19 protein-coding genes are annotated in these 16,431 nt (G+C 71.3%); 13 read left to right on the top strand and 6 right to left on the bottom strand.

Features of this window, described 5'->3' with window-relative positions; genetic code table 11:
* Positions 1-131 precede the first annotated feature (131 nt).
* The 4 genes from BMZ92_RS31365 to BMZ92_RS31350 are packed head-to-tail and all read left to right on the top strand — an operon-like array spanning position 132 to position 5,329.
* The gene (locus tag BMZ92_RS31365) at positions 132-1,706 is read left to right on the top strand and encodes an NAD(P)-binding domain-containing protein (RefSeq protein WP_091515058.1); all 1,575 of its coding nucleotides are present in this window, start codon (positions 132-134) and stop codon (positions 1,704-1,706) included.
* On the top strand, positions 1,703-2,773 hold the full coding sequence (locus BMZ92_RS31360; protein ID WP_091515057.1) for an alpha-hydroxy acid oxidase: 1,071 nt from the start codon (positions 1,703-1,705) through the stop codon (positions 2,771-2,773). Before BMZ92_RS31365 ends, BMZ92_RS31360 begins: the two co-directional genes overlap by 4 nt.
* Complete coding sequence (locus BMZ92_RS31355; RefSeq protein ID WP_245783364.1) at positions 2,770-4,068, top strand: cytochrome P450; 1,299 nt, start codon at positions 2,770-2,772, stop codon at positions 4,066-4,068. Before BMZ92_RS31360 ends, BMZ92_RS31355 begins: the two co-directional genes overlap by 4 nt.
* A 10-nt stretch (positions 4,069-4,078) precedes the next feature.
* Entirely contained in the window at positions 4,079-5,329 is a 1,251-nt protein-coding gene (locus tag BMZ92_RS31350; protein ID WP_091515052.1) for a cation:proton antiporter, read from the top strand.
* On the opposite strand, the gene BMZ92_RS31345 is transcribed toward BMZ92_RS31350, so the two are convergent.
* Together BMZ92_RS31345 and BMZ92_RS31340 are read right to left on the bottom strand one after the other, a co-directional pair.
* Positions 5,292-5,546 (bottom strand): hypothetical protein, encoded by a 255-nt coding sequence (locus BMZ92_RS31345; RefSeq protein WP_218153583.1) that lies wholly within the window; start codon positions 5,544-5,546, stop codon positions 5,292-5,294. The two genes, BMZ92_RS31350 and BMZ92_RS31345, sit on opposite strands and share 38 nt — an antisense overlap.
* 2 nt (positions 5,547-5,548) lie before the next feature.
* Positions 5,549-5,980 (bottom strand): hypothetical protein, encoded by a 432-nt coding sequence (locus BMZ92_RS31340; RefSeq protein WP_091515048.1) that lies wholly within the window; start codon positions 5,978-5,980, stop codon positions 5,549-5,551.
* Positions 5,981-6,053: 73 nt separating this feature from the next.
* On the opposite strand from BMZ92_RS31340, the gene BMZ92_RS31335 reads away from it, so the two are divergent.
* Positions 6,054-6,491, top strand: coding sequence for a MarR family winged helix-turn-helix transcriptional regulator (locus BMZ92_RS31335; RefSeq protein ID WP_218153582.1), 438 nt, complete (start codon positions 6,054-6,056; stop codon positions 6,489-6,491).
* 6 nt (positions 6,492-6,497) lie between these two features.
* Here the strand turns inward: BMZ92_RS31335 and BMZ92_RS31330 are convergent, their stop codons facing one another.
* Positions 6,498-7,340 (bottom strand): enoyl-CoA hydratase-related protein, encoded by an 843-nt coding sequence (locus tag BMZ92_RS31330; RefSeq protein ID WP_091515046.1) that lies wholly within the window; start codon positions 7,338-7,340, stop codon positions 6,498-6,500.
* Positions 7,341-7,357: 17 nt separating this feature from the next.
* Positions 7,358-8,305 carry an SDR family oxidoreductase gene (locus tag BMZ92_RS31325; RefSeq protein ID WP_091515044.1) on the bottom strand — a complete coding sequence of 316 codons (948 nt, stop codon included), beginning with the start codon at positions 8,303-8,305 and terminating at the stop codon, positions 7,358-7,360.
* Positions 8,306-8,418: 113 nt separating this feature from the next.
* On the opposite strand from BMZ92_RS31325, the gene BMZ92_RS31320 reads away from it, so the two are divergent.
* A complete protein-coding gene (locus BMZ92_RS31320) occupies positions 8,419-8,988 on the top strand; it encodes a TetR family transcriptional regulator (protein ID WP_091515040.1) in 570 nt (189 codons plus the stop codon).
* Here BMZ92_RS31320 and BMZ92_RS31315 read toward each other — a convergent pair.
* Positions 8,977-9,924, bottom strand: a complete 948-nt coding sequence (locus BMZ92_RS31315) for a methyltransferase (protein WP_091515151.1) — start codon at positions 9,922-9,924, stop codon at positions 8,977-8,979. The two genes, BMZ92_RS31320 and BMZ92_RS31315, sit on opposite strands and share 12 nt — an antisense overlap.
* Before the next feature lie 214 nt (positions 9,925-10,138).
* Between BMZ92_RS31315 and BMZ92_RS31310 the strand changes: the two genes are divergently transcribed.
* Together BMZ92_RS31310 and BMZ92_RS31305 are read left to right on the top strand one after the other, a co-directional pair.
* The gene (locus BMZ92_RS31310; RefSeq protein WP_091515037.1) at positions 10,139-10,930 is read left to right on the top strand and encodes an SDR family NAD(P)-dependent oxidoreductase; all 792 of its coding nucleotides are present in this window, start codon (positions 10,139-10,141) and stop codon (positions 10,928-10,930) included.
* Positions 10,927-11,967 carry an amidohydrolase family protein gene (locus BMZ92_RS31305; RefSeq protein WP_091515034.1) on the top strand — a complete coding sequence of 347 codons (1,041 nt, stop codon included), beginning with the start codon at positions 10,927-10,929 and terminating at the stop codon, positions 11,965-11,967. The genes BMZ92_RS31310 and BMZ92_RS31305 overlap by 4 nt, the downstream gene beginning before the upstream one ends.
* 144 nt (positions 11,968-12,111) lie before the next feature.
* Here the strand turns inward: BMZ92_RS31305 and BMZ92_RS31300 are convergent, their stop codons facing one another.
* Positions 12,112-13,242 (bottom strand): C40 family peptidase, encoded by a 1,131-nt coding sequence (locus tag BMZ92_RS31300; protein WP_245783363.1) that lies wholly within the window; start codon positions 13,240-13,242, stop codon positions 12,112-12,114.
* Between the two features lie 70 nt (positions 13,243-13,312).
* Between BMZ92_RS31300 and BMZ92_RS31295 the strand changes: the two genes are divergently transcribed.
* The 5 genes from BMZ92_RS31295 (at position 13,313) to BMZ92_RS31275 (ending at position 16,430) form a co-directional block, all read left to right on the top strand.
* Positions 13,313-14,125, top strand: a complete 813-nt coding sequence (locus BMZ92_RS31295; protein ID WP_091515029.1) for a biotin--[acetyl-CoA-carboxylase] ligase — start codon at positions 13,313-13,315, stop codon at positions 14,123-14,125.
* Positions 14,126-14,159: 34 nt separating this feature from the next.
* On the top strand, positions 14,160-14,693 hold the full coding sequence (locus BMZ92_RS31290; protein WP_091515027.1) for a PH domain-containing protein: 534 nt from the start codon (positions 14,160-14,162) through the stop codon (positions 14,691-14,693).
* A 1-nt stretch (position 14,694) separates the two neighbouring features.
* Positions 14,695-15,636, top strand: a complete 942-nt coding sequence (locus BMZ92_RS31285; RefSeq protein ID WP_091515024.1) for a hydroxymethylglutaryl-CoA lyase — start codon at positions 14,695-14,697, stop codon at positions 15,634-15,636.
* A gap of 72 nt (positions 15,637-15,708) precedes the next feature.
* Complete coding sequence (locus BMZ92_RS31280; protein WP_091515021.1) at positions 15,709-16,128, top strand: YbaB/EbfC family nucleoid-associated protein; 420 nt, start codon at positions 15,709-15,711, stop codon at positions 16,126-16,128.
* Positions 16,125-16,430 (top strand): hypothetical protein, encoded by a 306-nt coding sequence (locus BMZ92_RS31275; RefSeq protein ID WP_091515019.1) that lies wholly within the window; start codon positions 16,125-16,127, stop codon positions 16,428-16,430. Before BMZ92_RS31280 ends, BMZ92_RS31275 begins: the two co-directional genes overlap by 4 nt.
* Position 16,431: the final 1 nt, after the last annotated feature.

Raw genomic sequence — 16,431 nt, 5'->3', positions numbered from 1 at the left:
GTCAGATTTGCGTGAAGAACCTCCGTTCGGCCTACGACGAATTGACTGTGATCTGAATCACGTACCCAATTCGTGATCATTGGTTCAAGCTTCAACTAGCTGGGGCTGCGCGCACTGGGAGGAGATTTTCGTTGTCTGCAGAGGAAACTCTCGACTACCTCGTGATCGGGGCCGGTCCCGCGGGCCTCCAGATGGGCTATTTCCTCGGCCGTTCGGGCCACCGGTACCTCATCGTGGAATCGGGCGAATCGCCCGGAACTTTCTTCACCGCTTTTCCGCGGCACCGCCAGCTGATCTCCAGCAACAAGGTGCACACCGGGTGGACCGATCCGGAGCTGAACCTGCGGGTCGACTGGAATTCCCTCCTCACCGAGGAAAACGATCCGCTGTTCACCCGGTACACGCCGCGGTACTTCCCGCCGGCCGAGGACATGGTGCGTTACCTCGGCGACTTCGCCGTCCGGCACGGCCTCGTGATCCGCTTCGGCACCCGCATCGTCGAGATCACCAAGCCGGACGACTTCGTGGCCACGGACCAGGACGGCGGCACTTACCGGGCGAAACGGGTGATCGTCGCGACCGGGGTGACCAAGCCGTACATCCCGGACATCGAGGGCGCGGAACTGGCCGAGCGGTACGTCGACATGCCGGTCGATCCCGCCGGGTACACGAACCAGAAGGTGCTGATCATCGGGCGTGGCAACTCCGCGTTCGAGACCGCCGACAACCTGATCGAGACGGCGGCCGTCATCCACGTCGCCGGGTCCGGCTCGCTGCGCCTGGCGTGGCAGACGCACTTCGTCGGCCACCTGCGGGCGGTCAACAACAACTTCCTCGACACCTACCAGCTCAAGTCACAGAACGCGCTGCTGGACGGGCGGGTGCTGAGCATCCGGCGCGACGGCGACGGCTACCTCGTGCGGGTCGCGTTCGAGCGGGTGAACGAGGTGATCAAGGAAATCCGCTACGACCGCGTCATCCTCGCCACCGGCTTCCGGTTCGACGCCTCGATCTTCGCCCCGGAGTGCCGCCCGGAGCTGGCGATCAAGGACCGGTTCCCGGCGCAGACCGCGGCGTGGGAGTCGGTGAACGTGCCCAGCCTCTACTTCGCCGGGACGATCACGCAGGTCCGCGACTTCAAGAAGTCCACCAGCGGGTTCATCCACGGCTTCCGGTACGCGGTGCGGGCGCTGCACCGGATCCTCGAACACCGCCACCACGGCGTGCCGTGGCCCGCCCGCGAGCTGGACGGCACGCCGGAAGCGGTCACCGGCGCGATCATCGAACGCGTCAACCGCACCTCGGCGCTGTGGCAGATGTTCGGTTTCCTCGGTGACGCCGTGTTCTTCGCCGCCGATGGCTCCGTGCGCTACGCCGAGGAGATGCCGGTCGACTACCTGCACGACGCCGTCACACGCGGCGAATTCGGCGACGTCGACACCTACCTCACGGTCACCCTCGAATACGGCGCCGACCACGACAAGGTCAACCCGTTCGACGTCTCCGCGGGCCGCGTGTCGCAGGAGGACACCAGCGGTCTCGACGGGCGGTACCTGCACCCGGTGGTCCGCCGGTACCGGGCGGGGCAGCTGCTCGACGAGCACCACGTCACCGAGAACCTCGAAAACGAGTGGGACAGCGAGCGGGTGCACCGCGCTCCGCTGCGGGAGTACCTGCGTGCCCAGCAGCCGGTGAGCCTGGCGTGACGAGCCTCGCCGAGCTGCACGACGTGGCACGGCAACGCCTCGCGCCCGAGCACTACGACTACTTCGCGGGTGGCGCGGGCGACGAGGTCGCGCTCGCCGACAACGAGCGGTCGTTCCGGCGCCTGGCGCTGCTGCCGCGGATCCTGCCGGGCAGTGCGACGCGGGACCTCGCGGTGCGGCTGCCGGGCGCCGAGGCGTCGATGCCGGTTTTCGTGTCTCCTACGGCATTTCACCGGCTTGCCCACCCGGACGGCGAGCTGGCGACGGCACGCGCGGTCGCCGCGGCGGGCACTGTGTTGATCGCGAGCATGGCCGCCACGGTGGCGATCGGGGACATGGCCGCCGCGGCCCGCGAGGTCGATCCCGGCGCGACGCTGTGGTTCCAGCTCTACCTGCAGACCGACCGCGAGGTGACCGACCTCCTCGTGCGCCGGGCGGCGGACGCGGGCTGCTCGGCGCTGGTCGTCACGGTCGACTCGCCCGTGTTCGGGCGGCACGAACGCGACCGGCGGCACGGGTTCACCGACCTGCCCGACGGGCTGTTCGCGGAGAACATGCGTGACCTGCCCGGCGGTCCGCGGAACATCGAGATGTCGCCGGCCCTGTCGTGGGCGGACCTCGACCGGCTGCGGGAGTCGACGTCGTTGCCGGTGCTGCTCAAGGGCGTGCTGCACCCCGAGGACGCGCACCTCGCCGTCGAGCACGGGATGGACGGGATCCTCGTGTCCAACCACGGCGGCCGCCAGCTCGACGCCGCACCCGCGCCGGTCGACGTGCTGCCCCGGATCGTCGAAGTCGTCGGCGGGCGGGTGCCCGTGTTGCTCGACGGCGGCGTCCGGCGGGGCACCGACGTCGCGATCGCGCTCGCGCTCGGCGCGACCGCGGTGGGCATCGGGAGACCCGTGTTGTGGGGGCTGGCCGCGGCGGGGGAGTCCGGGGTGCGGCAGGTGCTGGAGCTGCTGCGGGAGGAGTTCGACGACGCGCTGGCGTTGTGCGGCGGACGCCGGCTCGCGGACCTGACGCGTGATCTGGTCACCGTGCGCGGACCGGAAGGGGGCAAGTGGTGACGCTCGCCGAACGCGTGGTTTCCCTGCGTGGCAAGGTTTTCGAACTCGTCAACGGGGACAACGCGATCACCTTCCCCAACGAGCGGTTCGGGCCCGAACGGTTCCGGGAGATCTACTCCCACCCGGCGGCCCGCGGCCGCAGCGAGGGCGCCGGGTTGTCGGACCTGTTCTGGTACTGGCTTTCCCCGGGCCCCGAGGTGCACCAGGAACACCTGGAGGACGGGCCGCGCTACGACGAGGTGGCCAGGACGACCCTGCGCATCCTGTCCGGCCCGAGCGACCGGATCACGGAGGCGGTCACGCGGTGCACGGCCGCGGTGCTGGACGGCTTCCCCGGCGGGCTCGTGCGGCTGCGCGACCTGATGATGCCGGTGTGGGCGGAGTTCTGCTACGAGCTGGTGTTCGGCGAGCCCTGCCCGCGCGAGGCGCGCGAGCTGATCGTGGGGCACGCGAACGACGTCGTGACGGCCCTGAAGTGCACCGGCCTGCGGCACATGAAGCGTCGCGAGCGCCTGACTCGGTACCTGGCACGACGGCTGGGGGATGTGCCGCACGAGCTGCCCGCGTCACTCAGCCCGCGGGAACAGGTGCACTACCTGCAGGGCACCTTCTTCAACACCGCCGTCGTGCAACTGTCCGAGGGCATGGCACACGTGCTGCTCGCCCTTGCCCAGCACCGGGAAATACAGGAGCGAGCGTCCACTGCGGACGATCGTTACCTGGGGCACGTGCTCGACGAGACCATGCGGCTGTACCCGCTGTTCGGCATCGCGCACCGGATCACCAAGGACGAGATCACCCTCGACGAGGACACGACGCTCCCCGCGGGGTCGGTGCTGTGCTTCAGTTATCCCGCCTACCACGCCACCGGTTACGAAGATCCCGGGCGGTTCGACCCGGACCGGTGGGAAGCGCTTTCCGCCAAGGAAGCCCACCACATCCCGTACGGCATCGCCGCCAACCGCCCGTGCCCCGCGTGGCGGCTGGCTCCGCTCGCGATGCGTGCTGCGGTGCGGGAAGTGTTGCGGCGCTTCACCCTCGACTCCACCGTCACCCACACCCGCTCACTGCCCAGCCGCGGCCCGTGCCTGCTGGTCCCACGCGGAGAAAGCGTTTCCCCGGCGCGGCTGCGGGCGATCCGGACCTTCCTGCGCGTGCGGGACCGGTGGGAGGACGTGGGTCGCAGCTTCCTGCAGCTCGGCCTCGGCACCTTCATGGTGCTCGACGCGCGGCACCGGCGGCTCGCCGGCCGCTACTTCGCAGACCCAGCCCCGTCCAGATGTCCGGTGCACTGAGGGGAAAACCATGTCCGCCACCGAACTCGCCCCCACGTTCTTCCTCGCGCTGATCGTGATCCTCCTCGTGTGCCGGCTCGTCGGCTGGGTGCTGCGGGCCGCGGGCCAGCCACCGGTGGTGGGCGAGATGGTCGCCGGGGTCGTGCTCGGCCCGTCCGTGCTGGGCCTGCTGGCACCCGGGGTCGAGAACTTCGTGTTCCCGCAACAACTCCGGCCCGTGCTGTACGTCGTCGGCCAGATCGGGCTCGTCGTGTTCATGTTCAAGTCGGGCTACGAGTTCCGCACCGAGCAGGTGCGCCGCGTCGCGGGACCGGCGAGCCTGATCTCCACGGCGGGGATGGTCGCGCCGCTGGTCCTGGGCGGGCTGCTGACGTGGCTGGCCGTCGGCAGGGTGAACATCTTCCCGCCCGGGGTGCCGCTGTTCGTGTCGATCGCGTTCGTCGGCGTGACGCTCGCGATCACGGCTTTTCCCATGCTGGCACGGATCATCCTCGAACGCGGGCTCACCGGCACCCGCTTCGGCTCGATCGCGCTGGCGTGCGGCGCGCTCGACGACGCGGTCGCGTGGCTCCTCCTGGCCGCCGTGCTGAGCATCGCCGCGGGCAGCGCGGGCCCGGTTTCGCTCGCCGTGGGCGGCACGTTCGTGCTGCTGGCGCTGTTGGCCGTCGTGGCGAGGGTGCGGGGACGCGTCGTGCCGGTGACCGGCAGGCTCGCGCCCGAGCACCTGCTGCTCGCGGTCGTCGTCGTGTTGTTCCTCGCCGCCTGGTACACCGACAAGATCGGGCTGTACGCGGTGTTCGGGGCGTTCAGCCTCGGCGTGGTGTTCCCGCGGTCGGAGGCCGTGGACCGGGCCGTCGACAAGCTCACGCCCGTCGCCACCGTGTTCCTGCCGTTGTTCTTCACGTACTCGGGCCTCAACACCGACTTCGGCCTGCTGGTCCAGCCGTCCGTGCTCGTGTTCGCGGTGGCGGCGATCGTGGTCGCGATCGCGGGCAAGTTCGGCGCCTGCTGGGCGGCCGCGCGCGTCGCGGGGGAGCCGAACGCGATCGCGCTGCGGGTCGGCACGCTGATGAACGCCCGTGGTCTGATGCAGCTCATCGCGATCAACGTCGGGCTGGCGGCGGGGATCGTCACGCGTGAGCTGTTCAGCGTGCTCGTGCTGGTGGCGATCGTGACCACCGTGATGGCGACGCCGATGCTGAGCCTGTGGGACCGCCGCGAGCTCAGGCGCGCGCCCGCTGCTCTCGCTCGGCAGTCGTGATCGCACGCGAGGCGAGGAACGCGCCGACGGCGGGGATCAGGCTGAGCAGCCGCGTCCGGACGTCGTGCGAACGCGCGCAGGCGAGTGCGATCCCGGCGAGGTAGGCGGTGCCGTGCAGGGGGCCGACGATGGCGGCGACCTGCGGCACGTGGACGGTGGCGAGGTTGCCGAGGAGGACGAGCAGGCTCAGCGCTTCGACGAGGGCGACGGTTCGCACGCTCACACCCCCGTCGTGGAGCCGGGCCGCACGATCATCAGCACCACCACGACCGCCCACAGCAGGCCGAAGATGCCGGTGATCATCCCGAGGTTGGGTCCGCCGGGCTGCTCGTCCCGTTCCACCGCGGCGAGCGTCCGCCGTTGCGCGGGCACGATCACGAGGGCGAGCAGCAGGGCGGCGATCGCGGTCAGCGCCATCGAGATCACGAGCCACGCGTCGCCGAGGACGCCCATCTGCGCGCCCAGCGCGATCCCGAACACCGGCACCGCGAGGCCCGCGACCGCGTACCCGCTGCTGATCCGGTGCAACGCCCGCAGCACGCCGGGTTCCTTCGCCCGCACGTAACGCGGGAACAGGCTCGCGGCGACGGTGACCGGGCCGATCAACACGATCGCCGCGAGGACGTGGATGGAGAGCAGGACCTTGTTCACGGGCTCCTCCTTCGAGTTTCAGCCTGACTGTAACCGAAGTTTGAGGGAGCCTGAAACCGGGTCCTCTGCGAGGATGCGGGACGTGACCGCGCCGCAACCACCCGCGTCGAGCCCCGCGATGCTGCTCGTCCTGCTCGGACGGCGGCTGCGGGACCGCATCGACGCCGACCTCAAGCGCAGCGGGCTGTCGCTGCGGCACCTCTCGGCGCTCGGGCACCTGGCCGGGCAACCGGGCCTGTCCTACAGCGACCTCGCCCGCCGCGCCGGCGTCACGGTCCAGAGCATGCAGTCGACGCTCGCGCAGCTGGAGGCACTGGGCGCGATCGAACGACGCAGCGAGCCGGGCCGCGGCCGGACGGCGGAGCTGCACGTGACGGCCACCGGGGCCGAACTGCTGGAAAAGGCCCGCGAGACGATCCGCGCGGCGGACGAGGCCCTGCTGGGGGCGGTGGAGGAGGACGAGCGTGCGCTGACGATGTTGCTGTTGCGCGCGCTCAAGGGGTTGGAGTGAGGCGGGTTACCAGTGCGCCGGTTCGGCGAACCGCGGTTGCCGTCGCTCGACCTGAGCGGTGAGCGCCTCGGCGAGGTCCGGCCCGAAGAAGCTCAAGGCCTCGAAGGCGAGCGACGCCTCGAAGGCCGGGACGGCGGTGCGCAGCCAGTGGTTGAGCGAGCGTTTGGTCCACCGCAGTGCGTGCTGCGGCCCCGCCGCCATCCGGTCCGCGATGCCCAGTGCGGTGCCGAGCACCTCGCCGGGCGGGACCGCGAGACTCACGAGGCCGATGCGCTCGGCCACCTCGCCGGTGAGGTCCGCCGAGGCGAGCAGGTACAGCTTGGCCTTGGCGAGCCCGCACAGCAGCGGCCAGCTCAGCACCGAATGGTCCCCCGCGACGATGCCCTGCAAGAGGTGCCCGTCGATCAGGCGCGCCTCCGTCGACGCGACGCTGATGTCCGCCAGCAGTGCCGTCGCGAGCCCCGAACCCATCGCCTCGCCGTTGATGGCGGAGACGATCGGCTTGTCGCAGTCGACGATGCCGCGCACGTTCGTCAGGCCCTCGCGGATGAGGTTGACGGTATTGCCGTAGTGGCCGGGGTTTTCGCGCATCTCGTCGATGCCTTCGTCGCCCTCCACCGTCCAGAAGTGATCCCCGGTGCCGGTGATGACCGCGACCCGCAGTGCGGGGTCGTCGGCGAAATCCCGCCAGAGGCAGCTGATCTCGGTGTGGCGGCGCGTGAGCGTGGGGGCGGGATGTCCCTCGGGCGCGGCGATCGTGACGAGCAGGACCCCGTTGTCGCGCCGCTCCAGCGTGAGCGTCCGGTACTTGTCCCAGTCGACGGTGGGACGCAGGTCTTCGATGGGCATGGCTTTCCTCTCGTGCGTCAGTTGCTGTGGGCGAGCCAGATCTCCTCGGCGCGGCGGCTGGCTTCCGGTGTGAAGTAGTCGCCGGTTTCCAGGTCCTCCAGCAACCCCTTGTGCTCCGGCGTCCAGCCCAGCAACGCCCGGGTGTGCTCGCTCGAAACGGGCACGTCGAGGGAGAAGAACCTGGCGAGGAAAGGGTTTCCGAGGTGTTTGGCGGCCTCATCGAGGGTCAGTGAAACGGTGGGGACGCCGAGCACTCGCCCGATCCGCTCGGCAATGCTCCTGACCGTGACAGCGCTTTCCGCGACCCCGTGCAACACGCTCCCGGCGGGCGCTTTCTCCAGTGCCAGGCGGAAAAGACGCGCCGCGTCGAAGCGGTGGACCGCGGGCCAGCGGTTGGTGCCGTCCCCGAGGTAGGCCGAGACGCCCGCTCGCCGCGCCGCCGCGATCAGGGCCGGGACGAACCCGTGGTCGCTCGGGCCGTGCACGGTGGGCGCGAGCCGCACGACGCTCGCCCGGACGCCCCGCTCGGCGAAGTCCAGGCACGCCCGCTCACCCGCGATGCGGAAGGCGGCGACCGAACCGGGATCCGGCGCGTCCTGCTCGGTGGCGACCCGTCCCGGCCGCATGACCAACGTGCCCGAGGTGCTCACGAGTGGCTTGCCGGTCCCGGCCAGAGCCTGCCCGAGCGCCTCGATCGCCGCGCGGTCGCGACGGATGAGGTCGTCCGGATCGGCGAAATCGCCGCCGTAGGCCATGTGCAGGACGCCGTCGGCGTTTTCCGCGCCGGCCCGCAGGCTGTCGAGGTCTTCCAAGGAGCCGCGGTGTGCTTTCGCGCCGAGTGACTCCAGCCGCGCGGCGGCGGCGGTCGAGCGGGCCAGGCCGGTGACGGTGTGCCCGGCCGCGACGAGTTCCGCGACGACGGCCGGCCCGGTCTGGCCGGTCCCGCCGGTGACGAAGAGGTGCATGGGTGAGCCTTTCCTGTAACGCCAGTGACTGGCACTAACGGACTCTACGCGTAGCGCCAGTGACTGGCGCAACGTGAGGCCAGTCACTGGCGCAACGCGGGTAAGCTGCGGAGGTGCCCAGAAGCGGAGCAGAAGCACGGCAGCGGCTGCGGCAGGCCGCGCTGGAGCTGTACCGGGAACGCGGGTTCGACGGCACCACCACGGCGGAGATCGCCGCGAGGGCGGGCGTCAACGAGCGCACCTTCTTCCGGCACTTCCCCGACAAGCGCGAGGTGCTCTTCGACGGCGAGGCCGACCTGCGAGCCGAGCTGACGCAGTCGGTGGCCGAAGCGCCCGGCGGCCTGCCGCCGTTCGACGTGCTGTTCTACGCCTTCCGGAAGGCCGCGCGGATCCTCGAAGCCAGCCGCCCGTACACCGAACCGCGGCTGGAGATCATCGCCGCGACGCCCGCGCTGCGGGAACGCGAGCTGGCCAAGAACGCCTCGCTCACCGAGGCCTGCGCGGAGGCGTTGCGGCAGCGCGGCGTCGCCGACCGGTTGGCCGACCTGGCCGCGCAGACCGGCTGGGCCGCCTTCCACCACGCGCTGCAGGCGTGGATCGACGACCCCTCGCAGAGCGTGTACGAGCACCTGTCGCAGGCCTTCGACGACCTGCGGGCGCTGTCCGCCGCCTCATCCGGCTGAGGCGAATTCGAGGAGGCAGCGCTGGCCGGTCAAGTCGGTCACGGTGTCGAGGACCAGACCGTGGGGTGCGGCGAGTTCGCGGAACTCGTCGACCCGGCGTTCGCGGCCGCCGTGGATCACGAGCATGGCCAGGTCCATGTCGGTGCCGGCCCGCCCTCCGACGGGTTCGATGACGAGGACGCGGCCTGCCGGGCGGGCCGCCTCCGCGCACCGGGCGAGGATCCGGTGGGCGTGCTCGTCGTCCCAGTTGTGGAGGATGTCGGACAGCAGGTAGGCGTCCGCGCCCGCGGGGAGCGGGTCGAAGAAGCTGCGCACGGTCACCTCGGCCCGGTCGTCGAGGTGCCTCAGGGTGCGCCGGGCGTCGGCCGTCACGTCGACCAGGTGGCCGCGCAGCCGGGGGTGGGCGGTCAGGATCGCGGCGAGCAGGGTGCCCGGGCCGCCGCCGACGTCGACGATCGTGGTGAACCGGGACCAGTCGAAACCGGCGACGATCTGCGGAATCTGCTCGTGGAACCGCAGGGTCATCTGCCGGTCGAACGTCTCGCGCAGGTGCGGTTGTTCGGCGAGGTCGGCCCAGAAGTCCCGGCCGTAGCGGCGCGGGTAGGCGGCTTGCCCGGTGGCGATGCTGTGGGCCAGTTCGACGAACGCCAGCTCGGCCCTGCCCGCGGCGGAATCCAGGCGCAGCAGGAGGTTCGTGAAGCCACCGTCCGCGCCGGCGCAGAGGTGCGCGCCGAACTCGGTGGTCCGGTAACCGGCGGATGTCCGCTCGACGACGCCGAGGGTCGCGAGGTGGCCCAGCAACAGGTCGAGCGCGACGGGTGACACGTCGAGCTCTTCCGCGAGCCGGTCGGCGGTGGCCGCGTCGTCGAGGAGCCGGTCCGGCAGGCCAAGGGTCACCGCGACGCGCAGGGCCATCGGGGTCGCCAGCCCGGCCATGCGGCGGAGTGTGTTCGCGTCACTGGGGTCCACCACGCCTCCTGCCACCACGGTGCCACGCGCGAGCGCACTGACGCGAGCCGTCGGTCAACGGGCGGTGCCTGGTCCTGACGGCCCTAGGAGCAACGAGACCTTCTTCCTCCTGCGGTCCCGTCCCTAGCGTCTCAAGTGGATCTACGAACGTCGACGGACGATGCGAACACAGGAGACAACCATGGCGGAAACCGGTTCGTCGACGGATCGCGGCGACGCGGCGCGGCGAGTGGCGATCGTGACCGGCGGCAGCCGCGGTATCGGCCGCTCGGCGGTGCTGAACCTGGCCGCCCGCGGGCTCGATGTCATCTTCACCTACAACTCCGACGCCGGCGCCGCGGACGAGGTGACTGCCGAGGCGCGTAAGCACGGTGGGCTCGTCAGCGCACTGCGAGTGGACGTGAGCGAAGTCGGCACCCTGGACTCCTTCGCCGCGCAAGTGCGCGCCGAACTCGCCGCGATGGGCGTCGACCGGTTCGACTACCTGGTCAACAACGCGGGGATCTGGCACACCGCCTCGTTCGCGGAGACCACGGTGGAGGATCTCGACCGGCTGTACGCCGTCAACGTGCGCGGTGTCTTCTTCGTCACGCAGCAGCTCGTCCCGCTGATCCGGGACGGCGGGCGGATAGTGAACCTCTCTTCGGGGCTCGTGCGCTTCGTCTTCCCCGGCAAAGCCGCGTACGCGGTGAGCAAGGGCGCGATCGAGCCGCTGACCAGGTATCTCGCCACGGAGCTCGCCCCACGCGGCATCAGGGTCAACACGCTGGCGCCCGGCGCGACGGCGACCGACTTCAGCGGGGGAGTCATCCGCGACGACCCGGAGTACCGCAAGCGCGTCGGCGCCATCACCGCCCTCGGCCGCCCGGCCGAGCCCGAGGAGATCGGCCGGGTCGTCGCCGCGCTGCTGTCCGACGACACCGGCTGGATCAACGGCGAACGCATCGAGGCGTCCGGCGGGATGAAGCTGTGACCGGCACGGGCGCGCACCGGCTGATCGCGGTCAAGGAACATTTCGCGACCGGGCGCTTCTGGGACGAGATCGAGAACCTCGCGGTGGCTCCGGGGGAGGAGCCCGAGCAGGCGTTCGTGGTGAACTTCCCGCGTGACCCGGTGATGCGTCCCCGGCTCAGTGACGTTCCCACGCGGCTGGCCGAGATGGACGCGGCGGGCGTCGACCTGTCGGTGCTGAGCCTCAACCCGCCCGGCGTGCAGCTGTACGCCGATGCCGCCCGCGCGACGTCGCTCGCACGGGAGATGAACGACACGCTCGCCGACCTGATCCGCCGGCACCCCGGGCGCTTCGCGGGACTCGGTGCGGTGGCGCCGCAGGATCCCGAGGCTGCGGCGGCCGAGGTGCGCCGGGTGATGGGCATGCCGGGGTTCGGCGGGATCCTCATCGGATCCCACACGGGCGGCCACTACCTGGACGAGCCGGAGATGGAGCCGGTGCTCGCGGCACTGACCGAGCAGGACGCCACGCTGTACCTGCACCCGCGCTCGCCCAGCCCGCAGATGATGGCGCCGTTCCGGGACTACGGCATGGTGGCGGCGCTGTGGGGGTTCCAGGCCGAGGCGGGCACCCACGCGGTCCGGCTCATCCTGAGCGGCGCGCTCGATCGCCACCCCGGCCTGAAGATCGTCCTCGGGCATCTGGGGGAAGGGCTGCCGTTCTGGCTCTGGCGGCTGGACAACATCTACGAGAAGACCTACCGCTGGGCGGGCGACCTGCTCGGCATGGTGAAGCTGGAGCTCAAGCCCAGCGAGTACGTCCTGCGCAACTTCACTCTCACGACCAGCGGGATGTACGACCAGGACGTGTTCGAGTACGCCCTGCGGAAGGTCGGCGCGGAACGGCTCATGTTCGCGATCGACTACCCGTACGAAGACAGCGAAGTCGCGACGGGCTTCCTGGCCGCGGCCGACCTCACCGACGAGCAACGCGCGCTGATCAGCCACGCCAACGCCGAACGGCTGTTCCGCATCCCGCCCCGGCGGGACCCCCGATAGCCGGCCACCTTGGCGATCCGCGCGTCGTGGTCGTTGACCGAGGCGACGATGCGCGGAGCCGAGAGGTCGTCGAAGGTGGCCAGTGCAGGTCCGGATGCGACGCCGGACCGGGCTGGCGCCACCGCCCACCGCCGCCGCTGTGTCCTAAATAGACGGACGTCCGGCGCCGGCGTAGTCGTCCCCGGCGACGTGGTACGTCGCGATCTGCACGGCCATGCCCTCGGTCGGCGCGTTGATCATCAAGCCGTTGCCCAGGTACAACCCCACGTGGTGGATGCGCGTCGACGGGCTGCCGTAGAACACCAGGTCACCCATCCTCGGTTCCCCCGCCACCGGCGGTTCCGCGCGGAACTGCGAATCCGCCGTGCGCGGCAGCGCCACGCCCGCCGAGTCGTAGGCCGCCTTCGTCAGCCCCGAGCAGTCGAACCCCGCCGCACCCGCGTCCGGCCCGTTGCCGCCCCACACGTAGGGCAGGCCGAGCTGGTCGAGCGCGAACCGCACGGCACGCACCGACGGCGCCGAAGCCGTCTGCGGCGCCAGCGACAGCGTCGCGTACAGCTGCGCGTTGCCCAGCACCTGCTGCCGGAACAGCGCCGAATCGCGGTAGTTCTCGATCGCCTTCCACCAGCCGAGCCCGGCCTGGAGGTCACGTCCGCCCGCACACAGCACGCGCCCGGCCGCCACCGCCGCGTCGTCGATGTCCTGGATGTTCCCGCCGGCGCCCGCGCGCTGCCACTCCTGCCGCGTCAGCTGCATCGGCCCGCTGCGCTGCTCGCTCGCCGCCTCCCCGGCCGCGCCCTGCAGCGGCACGGCGCCGAGCGCTCGCGTCTGCGCCCCGGCGGCGTCGAGCCCGTTGCCCCCGTACCGTCCGTGATCGGAACTGGCCTTGCCTATCCCCGCCAGTGTGACCCAGGACAGGTGGCACGCCGGCTGTTCCCTGCGGAGCGTGAGCTCACCGTTGGCGTAGCCGAGCAACGCGCGCTCCGGGATGTCCAGTGCCCCGCTCAACCCCGCCGCCCACTTCTCCAGCTCGCTGGGCCCCTGCTGCTGGGGGGCCTGCGCCTGCACGGGCGCGCTCACCTCCAGCACGGAAGGACCAGCCGCCGTCGCCGCGTTGCCCTCCGGCTGGGCCGCGGCCGCGGGCAGCGGCACCGGCGGCCGCTCGGGCGCCCGCGCGAGCAACCAGCCACCGGCCACCAGCCCGCCGACGAGGACCAGCGCGATCAGAGCCCGGCCCGCCGCCGCGCGGGCCCACTTGGGGGAACGAATGGTCACCTACCCGAGGTTAGGGAACTTTCGCCCTCCCCAACGAGTGAATCGCCGTGACGTTATTAGTCTCCCGCACATGACCCTGATCAACGCGGCGCGCCTGCGTGCCGGGCTCGTCGGCCCCTACGCGGCGGTGGACGTCGTGAGCAGCACCGGTTCGACCAACGCCGACCTGCGGGCGGCCGCCGTCGACGGGGCACCCGACCGCACCGTGCTCATCGCCGAGGAGCAGACCGCGGGGGTCGGCCGCCGCGGCCGGGAGTGGATTTCCCCGAAGGACAGCGCCCTGTGCCTGAGCGTGCTGCTGCGCCCGCAGGGTGTCGCGTTCGCCGACCTGGGCTCGCTGGCGATCGTCGCCGGGCTCGCCGTGCTGGACCTGGCCAGGGAACTCGGCGTCGACGCGGCGCTCAAGTGGCCCAACGACGTCCTCGCCGGACCCGACCGCGGCAAGTGCGCCGGGATCCTCGCCGAGGCCGTCGCGGCCGAGGAGGTCGCCGTCGTGCTGGGCATCGGGCTCAACGTCCGGCCGCTCGGCCCCGGCGTGCGGCCCGGCGCCGGTGGGCTGCGCCCGACGTCCCTCGCCGAGAACGGCGCCCGCACCACCGACCGCACCGAGGTCGCCGAACTGCTGCTGACCGCCTTCGCCGCGCGCGAGGGGCGCTGGCGCGAAGCGGGCGGTGATCTCGGCCACGCCGGGATGCTCGACGAGTACCGCAAGGCCTGCGACACGCTCGGGCAGCAGGTCAGGGTGATGCTGCCCGGTGACGCCGGACTGCTGGGCACCGCCACCGACGTCGATCCGGCCGGGCAGCTGATCGTCGAGGACGAACAGGGCAAGCGGCACCTGGTGTTCGCCGGGGACGTCGTGCACCTGCGAGCGGTACCGTGACCCCACCAGCAGCCGAGGATCGGAGGGTGCCGAAGTGGCGTACCCGGAGGACCTGCTCAGCGAGCACGAACAGGTCGTTGTGCACAGCCATCCGCACTTCAAGATGCTCATCTGGCCGGTGTTCTGGCTGGTCGTCACCGTCGCCGCCGGCGTCTGGCTGCTGACGCTCACCGGCGGGCTCGCCGCGCCGTGGCACGACGTGTCCCGCATCGCGATCGGCGTCGTGGGCGTCGTGCTGATCTGCTGGCTGTTCCTCGCTCCGCTGATCCGCTGGCGCACCACGCACTTCATCGTCACCACGGACCGGCTCATCACGCGGGAGGGCGTGCTCAAGCGCGTCGGCATCGACATCCCGATGAGCCGCATCAACAGCGTGCAGTTCGAGCACGGGCTCGTCGACCGCATCTTCGGCTGCGGCACGCTGGTGATCGAGTCCGCGTCGCACGAGCCGTTGCGCTTCGAGGACATCCCGTCCGTCGAGCACGTGCACACGGTGATCTACCGGGAAGTCAACGACAACCCGTACGACGACTTCCCCGGCGAAACCCAGGCAAGGGGGAGGCGCTGAGATGGGCACGAGGGAACTGGGCCTGCCGCAGCGGGCAGCGGCGGACGGACTGCCTTCGCGCGTGACGATCTGGGAGGTCGGGCCGCGTGACGGGTTGCAGAACGAGAGCACGATCGTGCCGGTCGAGGTCAAGCTGGAGTTCCTGGACCGGCTCGCCGACGCGGGGCTGACCACGCTGGAGGCGACGAGCTTCGTCTCGCCGAAGTGGGTGCCGCAGCTGGCCGACGCCGAGCAGCTCCTCGACGGGTTGCAGCGCCGCGAAGGCGTGCGGTACCCGGTGCTGGTGCCCAACGAGCGCGGGCTGAAGCGGGCGCTGGACGCCGGCTGCCGGGACATCGCGATCTTCGGCAGCGCCACGGAAACCTTCGCGCAGCGCAACCTGAACTCGACCGTCGAGAAGCAGTTCGACATGTTCGAGCCGGTGGTCTCGGGCGCGCGCGACGCCGGGATGGACGTGCGGGCGTACCTGTCGATGTGCTTCGGGGACCCGTGGGAGGGGCCCGTCCCGTACGAGCAGGTGGTGACCGCCGGAAAGCGCTTGCTGGACCTGGGGTGCTCGCAGCTGTCCCTCGGCGACACGATCGGTGTGGCCACCGCCGGGCAGGTCGAGGGCCTGCTCGCCGCGTTCGCGGAGGCGGGCGTCGGCGTCGAACGGCTCGCGGTGCACTTCCACGACACCTACGGGCAGGCGCTGGCCAACACGGTCACCGCGCTGCGGTGCGGGGTCACCACGGTGGACTCGTCGGCGGGCGGGCTCGGCGGGTGCCCGTACGCGGAGTCGGCCACTGGGAACCTCGCCACCGAGGACCTGCTGTGGACGCTCGAAGGGCTCGGCGTGGAGACCGGTGTGGACCTGGACAAGCTCGTCGCCACCAGCAAGTGGATGGCGGAGCGGCTCGGCAGGCCCAGCCCCTCACGGGTGGTCAACGCGCTCGCCGGGTGAATCCCGGGAACCGGGGCGGCGCGGGGCGCGTCGGAACTCCAAGCCGACCGCTGTACTACCGAGGAGGGTGCCGTGACCGAGCACCGCGCGCAGGTGGAGGAGCTGCTGGCCGGGTACCGGCGCAGCAGGGAGCAGCTCGCCTCGGTGCAGCGCGAGCTCACGTCGGTCACGGCGTCGGCGAGTGACCCGGACGGCCTGGTGACGGCCACCGTGGGCGCGCGCGGGACGTTGACGGGGCTGGTGATCGCCGAGGAGGCGTACCGGCGGTACCGGCCCGCCGAGCTGGCCGACCGGATCGTGCGCGTGACGGGTGAGGCGACGCGGCGCGCGTACGGCGCGGCTGGGGACGTGCTGGCGCCGGTCCTGCCGGCGGGCACCGATCCGCAGGCGCTGCTGCTGGGCACGGCCGATCTCGCCGCGCCGGAGGTCTCGCGGCCGAAGCACGCGCTGGACGAGGACAGCTACGAGGACCGGAACTGGATAGCCCGGTGACCGGGTTCGAATCCGACGTCGAGCGGCTTTCCGCGCGGGCAGGGGAGTTCGACGGGCTGGTCGAGCGGGCGGCACGCGTGTCGGCGGAGCTGGAGCGGGCGCTGGCGGGCGCGTCGGCGGCGTGGGGGTCGGACGCCGTGGGACGGAGCTTCGCGGCGGCGCACGTCGGTGCGGCCGACGAGGCGGCGGAGCGGGTGCGGGGCCTGGCGGAGCGGCTGGCGCAGGCGGGCGGTTCGTTCGCGGAGGCGGCGCGCCGGTACCGGGCGGGCGACGAGGCGGCGGCGGACGCGGTGCGGGACTGAC

This window comes from Amycolatopsis sacchari, assembly GCF_900114035.1.
Classification (GTDB): Bacteria; Actinomycetota; Actinomycetes; order Mycobacteriales; family Pseudonocardiaceae; genus Amycolatopsis_E; species Amycolatopsis_E sacchari.
Note: the sequence above shows the minus strand (reverse complement) of the source record. Positions and strands in the feature narration are given on the sequence as shown.

What these genes read in the sequence shown, in the direction of transcription:
- BMZ92_RS31315 (WP_091515151.1), bottom strand. Translation starts at nt 9,924, where the DNA reads ATGGCCGGGCTGGCGACCCCGATGGCCCTGCGCGTCGCGGTGACCCTT.
- BMZ92_RS31350 (WP_091515052.1), top strand. Translation starts at nt 4,079, where the DNA reads ATGTCCGCCACCGAACTCGCCCCCACGTTCTTCCTCGCGCTGATCGTG.
- BMZ92_RS31335 (WP_218153582.1), top strand. Translation starts at nt 6,054, where the DNA reads ATGCGGGACGTGACCGCGCCGCAACCACCCGCGTCGAGCCCCGCGATG.
- BMZ92_RS31310 (WP_091515037.1), top strand. Translation starts at nt 10,139, where the DNA reads ATGGCGGAAACCGGTTCGTCGACGGATCGCGGCGACGCGGCGCGGCGA.
- BMZ92_RS31285 (WP_091515024.1), top strand. Translation starts at nt 14,695, where the DNA reads ATGGGCACGAGGGAACTGGGCCTGCCGCAGCGGGCAGCGGCGGACGGA.
- BMZ92_RS31295 (WP_091515029.1), top strand. Translation starts at nt 13,313, where the DNA reads ATGACCCTGATCAACGCGGCGCGCCTGCGTGCCGGGCTCGTCGGCCCC.
- BMZ92_RS31325 (WP_091515044.1), bottom strand. Translation starts at nt 8,305, where the DNA reads ATGCACCTCTTCGTCACCGGCGGGACCGGCCAGACCGGGCCGGCCGTC.
- BMZ92_RS31330 (WP_091515046.1), bottom strand. Translation starts at nt 7,340, where the DNA reads ATGCCCATCGAAGACCTGCGTCCCACCGTCGACTGGGACAAGTACCGG.